The 17,447-nt window shown below is 70.9% G+C and carries 15 protein-coding genes; 4 read left to right on the forward strand and 11 right to left on the reverse strand.

What is annotated here, in order from left to right; genetic code table 11:
- Positions 1-19: 19 nt before the first annotated feature.
- From fdh to VZL07_RS37250, 4 genes are read left to right on the forward strand one after another with little or no spacing between them, the layout of a single operon-like run.
- On the forward strand, positions 20-3,292 hold the full coding sequence (fdh, locus tag VZL07_RS37235; RefSeq protein WP_426752717.1) for a formate dehydrogenase: 3,273 nt from the start codon (positions 20-22) through the stop codon (positions 3,290-3,292).
- Positions 3,293-3,294: 2 nt separating this feature from the next.
- Entirely contained in the window at positions 3,295-4,092 is a 798-nt protein-coding gene (locus tag VZL07_RS37240; RefSeq protein ID WP_426752718.1) for a 4Fe-4S dicluster domain-containing protein, read from the forward strand.
- A complete protein-coding gene (gene nrfD, locus VZL07_RS37245; RefSeq protein WP_426752719.1) occupies positions 4,089-5,252 on the forward strand; it encodes an NrfD/PsrC family molybdoenzyme membrane anchor subunit in 1,164 nt (387 codons plus the stop codon). The genes VZL07_RS37240 and nrfD (VZL07_RS37245) overlap by 4 nt, the downstream gene beginning before the upstream one ends.
- Positions 5,253-5,266: 14 nt before the next feature.
- Positions 5,267-5,824 carry a hypothetical protein gene (locus VZL07_RS37250; protein WP_426752720.1) on the forward strand — a complete coding sequence of 186 codons (558 nt, stop codon included), beginning with the start codon at positions 5,267-5,269 and terminating at the stop codon, positions 5,822-5,824.
- Positions 5,825-5,837: 13 nt separating this feature from the next.
- Here the strand turns inward: VZL07_RS37250 and VZL07_RS37255 are convergent, their stop codons facing one another.
- Genes VZL07_RS37255 through VZL07_RS37305 form a run of 11 tightly spaced genes read right to left on the reverse strand, consistent with a single transcriptional unit; the run spans position 5,838 to position 17,304 of the window.
- The gene (locus VZL07_RS37255; protein WP_426752721.1) at positions 5,838-6,209 is read right to left on the reverse strand and encodes a cytochrome C oxidase subunit IV family protein; all 372 of its coding nucleotides are present in this window, start codon (positions 6,207-6,209) and stop codon (positions 5,838-5,840) included.
- A 12-nt stretch (positions 6,210-6,221) separates the two neighbouring features.
- The gene (locus VZL07_RS37260; RefSeq protein WP_426752722.1) at positions 6,222-6,872 is read right to left on the reverse strand and encodes a cytochrome c oxidase subunit 3; all 651 of its coding nucleotides are present in this window, start codon (positions 6,870-6,872) and stop codon (positions 6,222-6,224) included.
- Positions 6,862-8,499 carry a cbb3-type cytochrome c oxidase subunit I gene (locus VZL07_RS37265; protein ID WP_426752724.1) on the reverse strand — a complete coding sequence of 546 codons (1,638 nt, stop codon included), beginning with the start codon at positions 8,497-8,499 and terminating at the stop codon, positions 6,862-6,864. The genes VZL07_RS37260 and VZL07_RS37265 overlap by 11 nt, the downstream gene beginning before the upstream one ends.
- On the reverse strand, positions 8,480-9,529 hold the full coding sequence (gene coxB, locus VZL07_RS37270) for a cytochrome c oxidase subunit II (protein ID WP_426752725.1): 1,050 nt from the start codon (positions 9,527-9,529) through the stop codon (positions 8,480-8,482). Before coxB ends, VZL07_RS37265 begins: the two co-directional genes overlap by 20 nt.
- Positions 9,526-9,885 carry a hypothetical protein gene (locus VZL07_RS37275; protein ID WP_426752726.1) on the reverse strand — a complete coding sequence of 120 codons (360 nt, stop codon included), beginning with the start codon at positions 9,883-9,885 and terminating at the stop codon, positions 9,526-9,528. Before VZL07_RS37275 ends, coxB begins: the two co-directional genes overlap by 4 nt.
- Entirely contained in the window at positions 9,882-11,087 is a 1,206-nt protein-coding gene (locus VZL07_RS37280; protein ID WP_426752727.1) for a hypothetical protein, read from the reverse strand. Before VZL07_RS37280 ends, VZL07_RS37275 begins: the two co-directional genes overlap by 4 nt.
- Complete coding sequence (locus VZL07_RS37285) at positions 11,084-11,785, reverse strand: c-type cytochrome (protein WP_426752728.1); 702 nt, start codon at positions 11,783-11,785, stop codon at positions 11,084-11,086. The genes VZL07_RS37280 and VZL07_RS37285 overlap by 4 nt, the downstream gene beginning before the upstream one ends.
- Positions 11,782-12,309 carry a DUF3341 domain-containing protein gene (locus VZL07_RS37290; RefSeq protein ID WP_426752729.1) on the reverse strand — a complete coding sequence of 176 codons (528 nt, stop codon included), beginning with the start codon at positions 12,307-12,309 and terminating at the stop codon, positions 11,782-11,784. The genes VZL07_RS37285 and VZL07_RS37290 overlap by 4 nt, the downstream gene beginning before the upstream one ends.
- Positions 12,306-13,739: an NrfD/PsrC family molybdoenzyme membrane anchor subunit gene (nrfD, locus tag VZL07_RS37295; RefSeq protein WP_426752730.1), complete on the reverse strand. Its 1,434-nt coding sequence runs from the start codon at positions 13,737-13,739 to the stop codon at positions 12,306-12,308. Before nrfD (VZL07_RS37295) ends, VZL07_RS37290 begins: the two co-directional genes overlap by 4 nt.
- Positions 13,736-16,669, reverse strand: a complete 2,934-nt coding sequence (locus VZL07_RS37300; protein ID WP_426752731.1) for a 4Fe-4S dicluster domain-containing protein — start codon at positions 16,667-16,669, stop codon at positions 13,736-13,738. Before VZL07_RS37300 ends, nrfD (VZL07_RS37295) begins: the two co-directional genes overlap by 4 nt.
- A complete protein-coding gene (locus VZL07_RS37305; RefSeq protein WP_426752732.1) occupies positions 16,657-17,304 on the reverse strand; it encodes a cytochrome c3 family protein in 648 nt (215 codons plus the stop codon). The genes VZL07_RS37300 and VZL07_RS37305 overlap by 13 nt, the downstream gene beginning before the upstream one ends.
- Positions 17,305-17,447: the final 143 nt, after the last annotated feature.

Below are 17,447 nucleotides of genomic sequence, written 5' to 3' on the forward strand. Positions count from 1 at the left end.
TGTCACCTGGAGGTACGCCGTGGGATTCCTCGACCTGCTCGCCCGCTGGCCCGTGCTCCGGCAGTTGAAGGAAGGCGACGTCACCGGCCTCCACGAGACGGCCATGAGCGAGCGCAGCCGGCGCCTGGGGCCGCGCACCGCGGAGGCGGACGCGGTCGTCAAGTCCATCTGCCCCTACTGCGCCGTGGGCTGCGGCCAGGACGTGTACGTGAAGAACGGCCGCATCCTGGACATCGAGGGGGACCCAGACTCGCCCATCTCCCGTGGGAGGCTATGCCCCAAGGGCGCGGCGACGTTCCAGCTCGTCACGGGGACCCACCGCATTCAGGACGTGCTCTACCGGCGGCCCGGCGGCACCGAGTGGGAAGTCCTGCCCCTGGAGCGGGCCATGGACATGGTGGCCGAGCGCGTGAAACGCACCCGCGACGCGACCTGGGAAGCGTGCGACGTCAACGGCTTGAAGGTGCAGCGCACGCTGGGCATCGCCCACCTGGGGGGCGCCACGCTGGACAACGAGGAGAACTACCTCATCAAGAAGCTCTTCAGCGCGCTGGGCATGGTCCAGGTCGAGAACCAGGCCCGAATATGACACTCCTCCACGGTGCCCGGTCTGGGCATCTCGTTCGGCAGAGGCGGCGCGACGACCTTCCAGCAGGACCTGCAGAACTCGGACTGCATCGTCATCCAGGGCTCGAACATGGCCGAGTGTCACCCCGTGGGATTCCAGTGGGTGATGGAGGCCAAGGGCCGTGGCGCCACCATCATCCACGTGGACCCGCGCTTCACGCGCACCAGCGCCATGGCGAACCTGCACGTGCCCATCCGGCCGGGCACGGACATCGCCTTCCTGGGCGGCATCATCCACTACGTCCTGGAGAACGAGCGGTACTTCAAGGAGTACGTCGTCCACTACACCAACGCGCCCACCCTCATCCGAGAGGGCTTCGAGGACACGGAGGACCTGGACGGCCTCTTCAGCGGCTACCAGCCCGACAAGAACAAGTACGACATCGCGTCGTGGCAATACCAGGGCGTGGATGGCTCCGTGCCCGCGGCGGGCCACAAGGAGCTCTTCGCCGAGCCGGGCGCCGGCGCGGGCGGCGTGGTGCGGGGCACGCACATCACGGAAGAGCACCAGGACTTCTCCCTCCAGCACCCGCGCTGCGTCTTCCAGCTCCTCAAGCGCCACTTCGCGCGCTACACGCCGGAGCACGTCTCGCGAATCTGCGGCGTGTCCCAGGCGCTCTTCCTCGAGGTGGCCGAGACGCTGTGCGCCAACTCGAACCGCGAGCGCACCAGCGCCTTCTGCTACGCGGTGGGCTGGACGCAGCACTCGGTGGGCGTGCAGTACATCCGCACCGCGGCCATCCTCCAGCTGCTCCTGGGCAACATCGGCCGTCCTGGCGGCGGCATCCTCGCGCTGCGGGGCCACGCCTCCATCCAGGGCTCCACGGACATCCCCACCCTGTTCAACCTGCTGCCCGGCTACCTGCCGATGCCGCACGCCCAACACGCGCACTCGCTGTCGGAGTACGTCAAGAACAACGAGTCGGGCGCGGGCTGGTGGAGCAACTTCCCGCAGTACATCGTCTCCCTGCTCAAGGCGTGGTTCGGCGCCGCGGCCCACCCGGGCAATGACTACCTCTTCGACCACCTCCCCAAGCTGAGCGGGAACCACTCGCACATGCAGACGGTGGCGGACATGGCGGATGGCCGGGTGAAGGGCTACTTCGTCATGGGCGAGAACCCCGCCGTGGGTTCCATGAATGGAGCGCTCCAGCGCAAGGGCCTGCGTAAGCTGGAGTGGCTCGTCGTGCGCGACCTCACGCTCACGGAGACCGCCGAGTTCTGGCGCCGCGCCCCCGAAATCCAGAGCGGCCAGGTGAAGACGGAGGACATCCAGACGGAGGTCTTCTTCTTCCCCGCCGCCGCGCACACCGAGAAGGACGGCACCTTCACCAACACGCAGCGGCTGCTCCAGTGGCACCACAAGGCCGTGGAGCCGCCCGGCGACGCCCGCAGCGAGCTGCACTTCCTCTTCCACCTGGGCCGGCGGCTCCGAGCGCTCTACGCGGACTCGACGGAGTCGAAGGACCTGCCCATCCAGAACCTGACGTGGGACTACCCCACGCACGGCGCGCACCAGGAGCCTTCCGCCGAGGCGGTGCTGAAGGAAATCAACGGCTACACCGTGGTGGACGGCAAGCCCGTGGGTGGCTTCCAGCAGTTGAAGGACGACGGCTCCACGGCCAGCGGGTGCTGGCTCTACTCGGGCTGCTACAAGGACGGCGTCAACCAGCCCGCCCGCCGCAAGCCGGGGCGCGAGCAGTCCTGGGTCGCGCCGGAATGGGGCTGGTCCTGGCCGGACAATCGGCGGCTGCTCTACAACCGCGCCTCGGCGGACCTCGACGGCAGGCCCTGGAGCGAGCGCAAGCGCTACGTCTGGTGGGACGCAGCGGCGCGCAAGTGGACGGGCGAGGACGTGCCGGACTTCATCCCGGACCGCGAGCCCACCTACCGCCCGCCCGTGGGCACCACGGGGGTGAACGCGCTGGGGGGAGACGCCCCCTTCATCATGCAGGCGGACGGCAAGGGCTGGCTCTTCGCCCCCAGCGGGTTGATAGACGGTCCGCTGCCCACGCACTACGAGCCCATGGAGTCGCCCGTGAAGAACGCGCTCTACGGGCAGCAGTGCAACCCCGCGCGCGAGGAGTGGCGGCGCCGGGACAATCCCTACCACCGCGCCTGGGGCGACCCGCGCTACCCGTTCGTCCTCACCACGTATCGCCTCACCGAGCACCACACCGCGGGAGGCATGAGCCGCTGGCTGTCCTGGCTGAGCGAGCTCCAGCCCGAGCAGTTCTGCGAGGTGTCGCCGGAGCTGGCCGCCGAGCGGGGCCTGATGAACGGCGGCTGGGCCACGCTGCGCACGGCGCGCGGGGACGTGGAGTGCCGGGTGCTCGTCACCGAGCGCATCCGCCCCCTGCGACTGGACGGGACGTGGGTGCACCAGGTGGGCCTGCCGTACCACTGGGGGGTGACGGGCCGCTCGCGCGGCGCCGGCGCCAACGAGCTGCTGTCCTTCGTGGCCGACCCGAACACCGACATCCAGGAGTCCAAGGCGCTCACGTGCGACATCGTCGCGGGCCGGCGGGCCACGCGCCTTCGCGCCGCCGCGGGCGCGACGGTGCCGCCGCTGCCGGCGGGGACACCCGAGGCGCGGCGTGACGGCCCGCGCGCGGGAGAGCCCACGCACGCGCCCTGGCAGGAGAAGCAGGGCGAGGAGAAGTAGGCATGGGACAGAAGGGCTTCTTCACCGACACCACCCTGTGCATCGGCTGCAAGGCCTGCGAGGTGGCGTGCAAGCAGTGGAACCAGCTCCCCGATGACGGCCTGCACTTCACCGGCATGTCCTACGACCAGACGGGAGACCTGGGCGCCTCCACCTGGCGCCACGTGGCCTTCGTGGAGCGGCCCGTTCCACTGCCGGGCCAGAAGACGGGCGTGGGTGACTTCTCGTGGCTGATGATGTCGGACGTCTGCAAGCACTGCCAGCGCGCCGGGTGTCTGGAGGCGTGTCCCACCGGCGCCATCATCAAGACGGAGTTCGACACGGTGTACGTGCAGCCCGACGTGTGCAACGGCTGCGGCTACTGCGTGGTGGCGTGTCCCTTCGGCGTCATCGACCGGCGCGAGGACGACGGTCGCGCCTGGAAGTGCACGCTCTGCTACGACCGCCTGGGCGAGGGCATGACGCCCGCGTGCGCCAAGGCCTGCCCCACCGAGTCCATCGTCTATGGCGACCTGGACGCGCTCCGGGAGCGGGCAGACCAACGCGTGCGCAAGCTCCAGGGGCTGGGCGTGACGGACGCGTACCTCTACGGCGCCGACGCGGAGAACCAGCCGGGCACGGGAGGACTCAACGCCTTCTTCCTGCTGGTGGACAAGCCCGAGGTCTACAACCTCCCCCCCGACCCGGTCGTCCCCACGATGAAGCAGCCCGCCGCCTGGGCCTCGGTGGCGCTGGGCGCGCTGGGCATGGCCGCGGTGGCCCTGGGCGTGGTGCTGCTCGAACGGGAGGCGCGGACATGAAGCGGCTGGAGGAAGGGCGGACGCTGCTGGAGCGGCTCGAGCAGACCTCGGACGGGCGCAACATCGACCCGACGCGAGGCGCGTTGATGGGCGAGGCCGCCGGCCAGGAGGTGAAGGACCTGGCCCACGCGCACCCGGCGCCGACGCTGCTGACGACCCTCCCTTCCCGCTCCGGTCCCGCCGAGGAGGCCCCGAGCTACTACGGCGTGGCCGCCATCAAGGCCCCGGTGTGGCTGCCGACCATTCCCGTGTACTTCTACGTGGGCGGGCTCGCGGGCGCGGCGAGCACCCTGGGCGCCGCGGCGGAGCTGCTCGGAGGCCGTCGGCTGGAGCCGCTCGGGCACCGGTGCCGGTGGCTCGGGCTCGTCGGAGACGTGGTGGGCACCGGGTTGCTCATCCAGGACCTCGGGCGGCCCGCGCGCTTCCTGAACATGCTGCGCGTCTTCCGCCCCACCTCGCCCATGAACCTGGGGGCCTGGATTCTCTCGGCGTCCGGCGCGCTGAACACCGTCGCGGTCGCGGGCATGGTGCTGGGACACCGCGGAGGCGCGCTGGAGAAGCTGAGCAACGTGGCGTCCGGGGTGGCGGGTGTGCTGGGCCTGCCGCTGGCTGGCTACACGGCGGTGCTGCTCTCCAACACGGCGGTGCCCGTGTGGCAGCGGGCGCGGAGGACGCTGCCCTTCCTGTTCATCGCCTCAAGCATGGCCAGCGCGGCGAGCCTGCTGCAAGTGCTGCCGGAGCACTCGAAACGCGAGCGCCAGGTGGTGCGACGCTTCGGAATCGCCGGGAAGCAGGGGGCGCTGGCCGCGGAGGCCGCCGTGGAGCGTGAGCTGTCACGCACGGAGGCGCTGTCCCGCCCCCTCGAGCAGGGCCGGGTCCGGCACCTCTGGCGCATGGCCCGGCTCTGCACCGCCGCGAGCCTGGTGCTGGACGTGCTGCCGGGTCGCCAGCGCTGGAAGCAGCTGACGTCGAGCGCCCTGGGCACCGCGGGCGCACTGGCGACGCGCCACGCCATCTACGAGGCGGGCAAGGCGTCCTCGAAGGACCCGCACGCCACCTTCGTGCCGCAGCGCCACGGGCTGGGCGCGGCCGAGGTGACGAAGCACACGCGAGCCTCGGACGGCAGGCCGCTGAGGTTCACGCTGCCCGTCATCGCCTGACAGGAGTCCTTCCCATGGAGCGAATCCACCAGGCCCAGCAGCGCGTCCACGAGCAGGAGGCGCGCGCCTCGGAGTGGAACCTGCAGCGCGACGCGCTGTTGCCCGGGGCCGTGGCGGGAATGCTCGGCGCGCTCGCGATGACGGCGCTGGCGCTGCCGCTGGGCGCGCTCACGCGTGGAGACCTCTGGTACGCGGCCCGCCTGGCGGGGGGCGTCTTCTTCCGGGAGTCGCCGTCAGGCCCCTGGGCGGTGGTGCTGGGCCTGCTGGTGCATGTGGCCACGGCGGGAGGGCTGGCCACGCTCTTCGCCCTGCTGCTGCCGCGCGGGGGCACCGCGATAGCGGCGCTGTTCCTGGGGCTGCTCATGGCGCTGGGGCTCCAGGCCGTGATGCCCGCGCTCGTGGCCCCCTGGGCCTCTCCCCCGCTGGACCGCGAGGCACCTCACGCGGCGCTGCTCCTGCTGCACCTGGCGTTCGGCGCGTCGCTCGGGCTCGTCGTCCCCGTGCGCCGGGTGCTCGCCTCGGCGGACCGGGCTCGCCGCGCCGTCCAGGGCGTGCGCGCGGCCCGTGCCTGAAGCACGCACGCGCTCAGGGCCCGCGCTCGCTGGGAGGCTCCCGCGGCGGCGCCACCTGCCGCGTGTCGCGGAGCGCGGGGAGGAGCAACGGCTGGAAGGGCCCGGGCGGCATCGTGGGCCTGGCCCGGTCACCCGCCTCCAGCAGCACCAGTCCCACGAGGATGATGACGAAGATGAACGAGGTGGCGAACACCAGCCGGGGCCCTCCCGGCCGCTCCAACAGGTGCATGTAGAAGGAGGCGATGAGCCCTACCTTGATGGCGGCGATGGCCAGCGCCAGCACCAGCCCCCAGCGCTCCAGGTGGTGCCTCGCCAGGAGGAATGACAGCGTGGTGAAGGCCAGCAACCCCACGCCCACGAGCAGCACTCGCGCCGTCCCCGCCATGCGCGCCTCCCTTCACACCAGGTACAGCAGCGGCCAGAGAAACAACCAGATGACGTCCACCAGGTGCCAGTACATGCCCCCCAGCTCCAGGGGCGTGTGGTAGGCGGCGCTGAAGCTGCCCCCCAGCGCGCGGAAGGCCATCACCGACAGCACGCCCACGCCCACCACGACGTGGAGCGCGTGGATGCCCGTCATCACCCAGTAGAGGGTGAAGTAGAGGCTGGCTCCGGGGATGGCGAACTTCTCGAAGGCATAGTGCGCGCCAGGCAGGGCCTGGTCGTGGATGTGGTGTACGTACTCCGCGCCCTTGATGGAGAGGAAGCACACGCCCAGCAGCGCCGCGCCGATGAGCAGCACGCTCGCCACCAGGTCCCTGCCGCTGCGCACGGCGGCAATCGCCAGCGCCACCAGGATGCTGCTGCACACCAGCACGTAGGTGTTGGCGGTGCCCAGCGTCACGTCCATGTACGTGCGCCCCAGGTGGAACACCTCCGGGTAGGCCAGCCGGTAGAGCGCGTACGCGGTGAACAGGGCGGTGAAGAGCATCACCTCGGACGCGAGGAAGACCCACATGCCCATGTGGGCGGCGCCCTGGCGTGCCGGCTCGTCCCCGAAGTGGCGGGCCGCGGGCACCACCGGCCTCACGGCGGCGTCAGAGGGCATGGCCCACCTCCGGTTCGATGCCGGGCCGCGCGTAGTCGTGCGGCCGGTGGGGGAAGGCGGGCGGCTCGTGGAAGTTGGACTCTGGCGGAGGCGAGGCGCTGTACCACTCGAAACCGCGGCTCCCCCACGGGTTCTTCCCCGCCACTGCCCCGTGGCGCAGCGACCAGCCCAGGTAGATGGCGACGATGAGGAAGCCGAACCCCAGCAGCGACGCTCCCGCGGTGGACGCCACGTGCAGCGGCTGGAAGTGCTCCGGATAGTCCGCGTACCGGCGCGGCATGCCCAGGTTTCCCAGGAGGAACTGCGGCAGGAAGGTGGCGATGAAGCCGAAGATGATGAGCACCGCCGTGCCGATGCCCAGCGACTCCGGATAGCGCCGGCCGAACATCTTCGGGAACCAGTAGTGCAGCGCCCCGAGGAAGGCCATCAGCGACGCGCCCACCATGATGAAGTGGAAGTGCGCCACGACGAAGTACGTGTCGTGCCAGTGGATGTCGGCCGACGTGACGGCCACCGCCACCCCGCTCATGCCGCCGAAGAAGAGCAGGAAGATGAAGCCGAGCACGTAGGTGAAGGGCGTGCTGATCCAGATGCTGCCCCGGTACATGGTGCTCATCCAGGTGAAGATCTTCAGCGCCGTGAAGATGGCCACCAGCATGGACAGCACGCTGAAGGCGCCGGAGCCGAACGTGGACTGGCCGGACACGAACATGTGGTGGCCCCAGGTGAGGAAGCCCACGAAGGCAATGCCCACCGTGCTCCACACCAGCACGCGGTAGCTGAACGGGTTCTTCCGGCTGAAGGCGCACACCGTCTCGCTGATGACCCCCATGCCGGGCAGCACCATGATGTAGACGGCCGGGTGGCTGTAGAACCAGAACAGGTGCTGGTACAGCAGCGGGTCTCCCCCGCGCGCCGGGTCGAACAGGCCGACGCCGGCCACCCGCTCCAGCGCCACCAGCACCAGCACCATGCCCAGCACCGGCGTGGCCAGCACCTGGATGATGGACGTGCCGTAGATGGCCCACACGAAGAGCGGCAGCTTCATCCACCCGATGCCGGGCGCCCGCAGGGTGTGCACGGTGGTGATGAAGTTGAGCCCGGTGATGATGGTGGAGAAGCCCACCACGAAGACGCCCAGCAGCACGGGGAGCACGTCCGTGCCGGTGGCGGTGCTGAAGGGCGTGTAGAAGGTCCACCCCGTGTCCACGCCGCCCTGGAGAATCGCCCAGAGGGTCATCACCGCGCCCAGCACGTAGAGGTAGAAGCTGGCCAGGTTGAGGCGGGGGAAGGCCACGTCCCGGGCGCCAATCATCAGCGGCAGCAAAAAGTTGCCGAAGGCCGTGGGAATGGACGGGATGAGGAACAACCACACCATGACGACGCCGTGCAGGGTGAAGGCGCGGTTGTAGGCCAGCCGTCCCATCACCGTTTCTCCCGGGGTGAGCAGCTCTGTCCGCAGCGCCAGCGCATAGCCGCCGCCCAGCAGGAACATGAGCAGCAGCGCCACCAGGAACATGACGCCAATGCGCTTGTGGTCCTGCGTGGTGAGCCAGGACCACAGCCCACGCTCCGAGTTGAGGTAGTGCTCCTCCGGCATGGCCGGCTCAGCGCGCGCGAGGCTCATACCTGGGCTCCTGCGCGGCGGGAGGCACGGGGCGCTCCGGCCGCAGCGACTGGATGTACTCGACGAGGGAGGCCACGTCCGCCGCGCTCAGCCGGCCCTGGAAGGACGGCATCACCGGCTCGAACCCCGCCACGAGCTTCGCCTGCGGGTCCATCATCGACTCGGTGAGGTAGGCCACGTCGGCGCGGATGTGCCCCCCGGACGCCAGCGGCTCCTCGCGCAGGTACAGCCCCAGCCAGGTGGGACCGATGTGCGGCGTGCCGTCCACGGTGTGGCACTGGAAGCACCCCATGCGCGTGGCCACGATGCGGCCCTGCTGGGCCAGGGGCTCGGAGGTGTCCACGCCCAAGGCGACCTCGGGGGCCTCACCGGGTCCGGGCGTGGGCAGCGCCTTGCGCCGGGCCCGCCAGGCCTCGAACTCGCCCGGCTCCAGCGCCACCACCTCCGCGCGCATGCGGGAGTGGTCCAGACCGCAGTACTCCGCGCACAGCACCGGATAGCGCCCGGGCCGCACCGCCTCGAACCATATCTCCGTGTAGCGCCCGGGCAGCGCATCCATCTTCAGGCGGAACGCGGGCACGTAGAACGAGTGGATGACGTCGCGCGAGGTGATGAGCACACGCACCGGGCGGCCAGCGGGCACGTGCAGCACCCCCACTTCGCCAGGGCCGTCCGGGTAGGCGAACTTCCACATCCACTGCTTGCCCGTGACGTAGACGTCCAGCGCGTCCGGCGGCGGCGTCCGCGCCCAGACGTAGTCCCGGTAGCCCAGGGCGCCCCACAGCAGGAAGAAGGATAGCGGCACACCGATGTAGAGGCCCTCCAGCCACGGCGGAGCCTGGATGTCGGGCGTGAGGGCGTGCGCCTGCCGGCGGCGGTAGCGCACCAGGAACACGAAGCCGGTGAGGCCAATCCCCGCGCCCACGATGAAGGTGGTGATGATGATGAAGGAGTGGATGCCGTCCACGCGGGACGCCAGCGTGGAGCCACGCTCCGGCAGGAAGAGGATGCGCCGCAGCAGCTCACTCATGGGCCCCTCCCCTCCTCCGCCAGCACCTGCTCCATGGCGCGCTCCACGGGCAGGTGGATGAGGCCCGCGTCGCGGTCCACCCACCCGTAGCGCTCCAGGCGAGACTGCTGCTCGCGACGCAGCCGCGGCGCCTTGTCCTCCAGGGCGAAGGGGCGCTGGTTGACGTCCGCCACCTCGCCACGGCCCATGACGGGAGACGGCCCCGCGTGTGCCAGGGGACGGCTGCGTCCTTCCCACCACCGGGTCGCCAGCAGCGAGATGACGACGAGCAGCAGCCAGGCCCCCGCCACCAGGGCGATGAGCCTTCCAGGGAGCCGGCCAGGGTCGGGCGGTGGTGGCGTGTAGTCGGTGCTCATCGCTCGGCCACCTGCAGCGAGTGAAGGAGGAACGGGTCCCTCACGGGCACCGTGTAGCCGCCCCGCGCGAGGGCCCAGCACGCCGCCACCGTGAGGCCCCCCACGCCCACCCAGGCCGTGAGCCCCGTCCAGTGGAGGAAGACGCCCCGGGGATGGAGCGCGGGCATCACCAGCCAGTACACGTCCACCCCACGCATCAGCAGCAGCCACACCGCCACCATCCCCAGCGAGCGAGGGTGCTGCTTGACGCGCCGAACGAGCAGCAGGAAGAAAGGCACCGCGAAGTGCCCCACCGCGAGCAGCACCGCCCACCAGCGCCAGCCGCCGTCCAGCCGGGCGCGGTACCACGGCACCTCCTCCGGCAGCGAAGCCACCCACATCAACATGAACTGCGAGTAGCCGCAGTAGGCCCACAGGCACACGAAGGCCAGCAGCAGCGTGCCCAGGCGCCGGAAGTGGTGCGGCCCCATGAGCGCGCCGAACTGCCCCGGCCCCCGCCACACGGCGGCCAGCACCGCCACGGTGGACAGCGCGGCGACCACTGCGCCGCAGCCCACGTAGAGCCCGTACACCGTGGACTTCCACAGGGGCTCCAGCGACATCATCCAGTCCAGGCTCGCGAAGGACAGGCACAGCACCAGCACCGGCAAGGCCCCGGCCGACAACCTGCGCTGCCTCTGCGTGAGCCGCACGCTGGTGGCGCTGATGCCGGCTTCCGCGTCCTGGCGCACGGACCAGCGATACAGCAGCCACGCCACGGCGCCCCAGATTCCGAAGTACACGGCCGCTCGCGCGAGGAAGAAAGGCACGTTGAGGTACGGGCGCTTGTGCTCCAGCAGGTGGTGCCCGTGCGAACCGAGGTCCGGAGGTGGACTCACCCACGGGAACAGCTGCGGCATGGCGAGCGCCACGGGGACGAAGAGGACGGCGAAGAGCGGGCAGCAGGCGGCCATGACCTCCAGGGGGCGCCGCAGCACCGTGGGCCAGCGCGCACGGGAGGCATGGAAGGCCGCGAGGATGATGAGCGCCCCCAGGCACAACGAGAGCCAGTAGGCGAAGGCGAACAGGTAACCGTAGGCCGCGTCCCGGGGCGCGGTCGCGGCGCCCGCCCCCGTGGCCACCAGGCCCAGCACGCCCGCGGCCAGCGAGCCCACCCGGATGCGCCGATCGCCCTCCCACCGCGCGAGCACGTCCACCGTCATGGAACACCTCCCGACCCGGTCTGCTGCTGGAGCGAGGACTGGATGTCCGGGGGCGCGTCGGACAGCGGCGCCCGCTGGCTGTAGGCGAGCACCCGCAGCCACGCCACCACCGCCCAGCGCTCCTCGGGTGGCAGCTCCGCCGCATACGAGGGCATCAGCCCGTACCCCTCGGTGATGACCTGGTAGTAGAAGCCCGGAGGGTGTGGCAGCGCCTCCCAGCCGGGCGGCAGCGGCCCCTCCCCCTCCCCGCCCGCGTCGGCGACGCCGCCGTCCGCGTTCACCGCGCCTCGCGCCGGGTGGACCGCGTGGTGCGGCCCGTAGAGCGCGGGCGGCGCCCGCAGCTGCATGTTCTCACCGACGATGCTCTGTCCGTCCCCCGTGAGCCCGTGACAGGGCGCACACCACGTCTCGAAATGGCCCCGGCCGCGCAGGAGCAGCTCGCGCGTGAGCGTCAGGGGGAATCGCGCGGGGTCCACCAGTCCTCCGTCAGGTACCTCCGCGGGGACATAGGGCGCCTGGCGGCGGTACCACTCCTGGGGCACCGTGCCCGGCACCGGCGGCCGCATGGCGCGCCCATCCGCGAATTTCGGGTCGGCGGAGTACGCGTTGTCGCGCGGCTGCACCTGCATGGGGTCCTCATCCACGCAGGCGGCCAGCGCGAGGGCGACCACGGCCGCTGAGCGAAGGCGCGCGCTCATTCGCCCTCCTCCACCTGGGATACCTGCACCGCGCCCAGCTCCCGCAGGGCCTGGTCCGCCGCGGCGCCCCCCGCGTCATCGTCCACGGCCACCGCCACCCAGAAGCCGTCGATGCTGGCGCTGCGGAAGACCTCGAGGCCGAGGAATGGATGCGTCACCCGGGGCAACCCGCACGCGATGAGCACGCCCAGGAAGAGGGCGCCCGCGGCCGACAGCACCGCCGTCTCGAACATGACGGGGATGTAGACGGGGCCGGAGTGCAGCGGCCGGGCGCCCACGTTCAACGGCCAGTCCACCGCCTGGGTGAACCACTGCGCGACGTAGGCGCCGGCCGCCCCGCCCACGCCGGCGACGAGCGCCAGCAACGGCAGCCGCGAAGACGGCACGTCCAGCACCGAGTCCACGCCGTCCAGCGGGAAAGGCGTGTAGGTGTCCAGCCGGGTGAAGCCCCGTGCGCGCAGGCCTCGCGCCGCCTCCAGCAGCCGCTCGGGGGAGCGGAACTCGCCCAGGAGCCAGCGCTTCACGGCCCGCCTCCTGGCGCGCCCGCCCGCGCCGCCACCTCGCGGGCGAACGCCTCGGATGCCTCCAGCTCGTGCTGGAGGTGCTTCACCTCACTGATGGGCACCGGTGGCAGGAGTTTGAGGAACAGGAGGAAGCCCAGGCCGAAGAAGCCCAGCGTCCCGGCCATCAGGGACAGGTCCACCCACGTGGGCGCGTAGTGTCTCCAACTGCTGGGCAGGAAGTCCTCGCTGAGGGGCGCCACGACGATGATGAAGCGCTCCAGCCACATGCCCACGTTGACCAGCAACGCGGCCACCCACAGCGCCACCGGCGAGGTGCGCAGGCGGCCAATCCAGAACACCTGCGGCACCAGCACGTTGCAGGCAATCACCGTCCAGAACGCCGGCGCATAGGGGCCGCTGCGCAGGATGCCCATGGCGTGCATCTCGTAGGGATTGCCGCTGTACCAGCCGAAGAAGTGCTCCTGCACGTAGCCGTAGGCCACGAACAAGCCGGACACGAGCAGCAACCGCGCCAGCACGTCCAGGTGCGCGTCCGTCACCACGTGGTGCAGCCGCAGCACCCGTCGGGCGGGGAGCAACAGGGACAGCACCATGGCCAGCCCGGAGAAGATGGCACCGGCCACGAAGTACGGCGGGAAGACGGTGGTATGCCAGCCGGGGAGCTGGGCCACCGCGAAGTCGAACGAGACGATGGTGTGCACCGAGACCACCAGCGGCGTGGCGAGCCCCGCCAGCAGCAGGTAGCCGGTGCGCCAGCGCAGCCAGTGCCGCGCGCTGCCACGCCAGCCCAGCGACAGGAGCCCCCACGTCCGGCGCTTCCACCGCTGCTCCGCGGTGTCGCGAGCCGTGGCCAGGTCCGGCAGCAGGCCCATGTACCAGAACAAAGCAGAGACGGTGAGGTACGTGAGGATGGCCACGATGTCCCACGTCAGCGGCGAGCGGAACTGCGGCCACATGCGCAGCGTGCTGGGATACGGCACCAGCCAGTAGAACTTCCACGGCCGGCCCAGGTGCAGCAGCGGGAAGAGGCCCGCGCAGGCCACAGCGAAGAGCGTCATCGCCTCCGCCATGCGATTGACCGAGCTGCGCCACTTCTCGCCGAACAGCAGCAGGATGGCGGAGATGAGGGTGCCGGCGTGTCCGATGCCGATCCACCACACGAAGTTGATGATGCCGAAGGCCCAGGCCACCGGGATGTTGTTGCCCCACATCCCCACGCCCTTCGCCAGCGTCACGCCGATGGCGACCACCATCAGCACCGTGAGCCCCGAGCACAGGGCCACCAGCGCCCACCACCCCGGGCCGGGTGGGCCGAGCACGGGCCGCAACAGCGACTCGCCCAGGGCCGCGCCGGTATAGCGACCCACGATGAGCGGGTGCTCCACCAGCGGGTCGGCCGTCACCGGCGCCTTGGGAGCGGGCTCGCTCATGCCAGCTCCTCCGAGGGGTTCTTCAGCCGGATGAGGTGGACGGTGCGCGGCCGTGTGCCCAGCTCGTGCAGCAGCGCGTAGTGGCGCGCATCCTCGTGCAGGCGGGAGACCTCCGCGTCCGGGTGGTTGAGGTCCCCGAAGACGATGGCGTTCGTGGGACAGGCCTGCGCGCAGGCGGTGACGACCTCCCCGGGCCGGATGGCGCGGCCCTCCACCCGGGCGGTGATGCGCGCGGCCTCGATGCGCTGCACGCAGTACGTGCACTTCTCCATCACCCCGCGCGGACGCACCGTCACCTGCGGGTTGCGGTACATCCGGGCCAGCGGGTCATGCCCCGTGTAGTTCAGGTAGTTGAAGCGCCGGACCTTGTAGGGGCAGTTGTTGGAGCAGTACCGCGTGCCGATGCAGCGGTTGTAGACCATCTGGTTCAGGCCCTCGTCCGAGTGGACGGTGGCCGCCACCGGGCACACGTATTCGCAGGGCGCGTACTCGCAGTGCACGCACATCAGCGGCTGGGTGATGACGCCCGGGTTCTCGTCGGAGCCCAGGAAGTACCGGTCGATGCGCAGCCAGTGCATCTCCCGGCCGCGGAGGACCTGTGCCCTGCCCACCGCGGGGATGCTGTTCTCCGCCTGGCAGGCCACCACACACGCGCTGCACCCGGTGCACCGATGCAGGTCGATGGCCATGGCCCAGCGGTGCGGCGGCTCCACGTGCCTGGGGTTCGGTGGGTACAGGTGCTCCTTCGGCTCCTGGAAGCCCTTCAGCAGCTCGTCCCTGTGGGCCTCGAAGTTCTTGCGCGTCGTCTGGAGCGCCAGCGGACGCTCCTCCATGCGCCAGTGCTCCTGGGTAAGGGCGAAGTCGTGGCGCCCCTCCAATCGGGTGAGGCGCGCGCCGGAGACGGCCCATGGCGCGTCCTGGAAGCGCAAGGTGTAGGCGTTGAAGCCCACGCCGACGGCGACGGGGCCGCCCCGGGTTCTTCCGTAGCCGAGCGGCAGCGTGACGGTGTCGTCGGCCTGCCCGGGCACCACGAGCACCGGGGCGTCCAGTGCGCGCCCCCTCACCTCCAGCCGCACACGAGAGCCCCGCTCCAGCCCCAGACGTGAGGCCGTGGCCGGACTCACCTGCGCGGCGTTGTCCCACGTCACCTTCGTGATGGGGTCTGGCAGCTCCTGGAGCCAGGGGTTGGCGCCGAATCGGCCGTCATGCACCTTGGCGTCGGGCACGAAATGCAGCTCGAGGTGCTCCCCCACCGGCGGCGGCAGGGCCCGCACCGCCGCGAGCACCCGGGCCGAATCCACGTGCGCCTCGACCTCGGGAAGCTGCGTCCCCGGGATGACGCCGTCCGCGAGCCAGCCCTCCCACTCCCGATCGGCCATGCCCGTACGCTCGCGCCACAGCGCCCGAAGCCGGTCGTAGGCAGAGGCATCCAATTCGCCCGTGAAGGCCGCTACCAGGTCCAGGGGCGCGACGGCGGCCTCCACCAGCGGCGCGATGAGCGGCTGGAGGATGGTGGCGGTGCCGTCAGTGGCCCGTCCGTCCTCCCACGCTTCGTAGGGGTGCGTGGAGGGAACGCTCCATGTGCACGCGGCGGCGGTCTCGTCGTCGTGGAGTGCGCAGTACACCGCGTCCCGCACGTGGCCCAGCGCCTCGCCGAGCGGCACATCCGCTGGCGCGCGATAGACAGGATTCCAGGCGGTGATGAACACCGTGTCCACCGTGCCCGCGCGCAGCTCGTCGACGAGCGTGGCCAGGGCCACCGCATCGGGCGCGGGGGACAGCGTCTCGTCCACCAGCACCACCGTGTCGCCCATCGCCCCCAGGGCCTCGTTGACCAGGTGCACGAGCGCATGCACCGCCGCGGGCTGCCGCGCCCCGGCGACCACGAGCGCCCGGCGCCCCTGCCCCGCCAGGTCCCTGGCCGCGGCGGAGACCCAGCGCCGTTCCTCGTCGCTCAGGGCAACGGTGTCCTCAGACAGTCCCGCCAGCTCGGCGCGCCCCAGCGCCCGGCCCACTTCGGCGGCGAGAGCGCGCGCCAGCTGCGGCACGCGGGAGGGCCTTGCCCGGAGCCGCTGGTCCGCGAAGGCGCCGGTGACCGAGAGGTGGCTCTCCACCACCCACAGCCGGTTCAGGTCCGGTGGCGTGCGGGCGGCGACGAACTCGTGCGCGGTGCGCGGGCTCCCCGGCAGTGTGGAGAGGAAGTCATCTTCCAGCGACACCACCGTGCGAGCGGTACGGAATCGAGGCAGCGCTCTCAGCGGACGGCCGAAGGCCAGGCGTGTGCCCTCCTGGGCAGCGCCCGTATCCGTCGCGCTGAAGGGCACCACGCGGGCGCGTGGATAGCGCTCCAGCACCCGGGCATGGGCCCGCGCCCACAGCGGCGAGGCCGTGGGCTCCACCAGCAGCCGCAGCCCGGCTCCCGCGTCCGTGCGCGCGGCGAGCGCTTGCAGCCGGGCGAAGAGGGCGGCACGTGTCGTGGGCGCGCCTCGATGGCGCACGACCCGAGACCGATGCGGGTCGTAGACGCCCAGCAACGAGGCCTGTTCGTGCGCGCCCGCGGCCCCGAGGCTCTCCGGTTGGATGGGATTGCCCTCCACCTTGGTGGGCCGTCCCTCATGGCTGCGCACCACCAGGCCCCGCACATGGCCTTCCAGGGTCAGGCCCGTGGCGTAGTGGAGCGGCACGCCCGGAGTCACCTCGGGCGGCTGCCGCGAGTAGGGCAGCACCTTCTCTGGCGGCTGGCGAAAGCAGCCGGAGAGCCCCGCCGCCGCCGCGCCAAAGGCAGCCAGCTCCAGCAGCACTCGTCGGGGGAGCCCTTCCGGTGGACTCCCTGCCGTGAAGGCGCCCGCGTGTCGCGCCTCCAGGCTCCTCCAGGCCGTGGGGGCTTCAGCCAGCACCGGCAATGGATAGCGGTCGTTCACCGGTGACATGTGTTGCACTCGATTCGCGGAGAAACGTGCAGGGCGGCCTGGACCTGGCGTCCCGTCTCCCGGGCGTCGCCCGGAGGGCTCCAGGTCATGTCGGCGACATGTTCGATTGGACGAAGGTGCGGCACCGGATCGCGGTGACACTCCAGGCACCAGCCCATGGTGAGTGGCGCCACCTGCTCCATCAGCGGCATCTGGTCCACGCGACCGTGACAGCTCACACACCCCACGCCCTTGTGGACGTGAATGGCGTGGTTGAAGAACACGAAGTGCGGCAGGCGGTGAACGCGGTTCCACGGGATGGGCCGGTCCTCGAAGTAGCTCTGGCGTACTGGCGCCAGCTGCGGACTCTCGTTCCAGATCTGCCCGTGGCAGCCCATGCAGCGGCTGGTGGGAGGCACGCCCGCGTAGGGGCCCTCCCAGGCGCCTTCGTGGCAGTAGCGGCAGCCGATGCCCTCGTCCCCGACATGATGGCGGTGGTCGAACTGCACTGGCTGCTGGACCGGCTCGAAGGCGGCAGTGCCCAGGGGGCTTCGGGCCAGCAACATGAGCACCGCCGTCCCCAGGACGGGCAGCGCGGCCATGAGGCCGAGCACACCGCGCAGAAGATGATCTGTCCCTGGAGGAAAGAGCCCCATACCCCGTCACCACGTCGAAGCCCCCGCACTACAGGGAAGCCCGAGGGCACGCGTGGGTGAAGCGCGAGAGGCTGTCGGTTAGCCCACGGCCCATCGCGCCCATGTCCATCCACGCACAGGCATCTCGGCATGAACGATGATGG

The sequence above is a fragment of the Pseudomyxococcus flavus genome, from assembly GCF_050038885.1.
Lineage (GTDB): Bacteria > Myxococcota > Myxococcia > Myxococcales > Myxococcaceae > Myxococcus > Myxococcus flavus.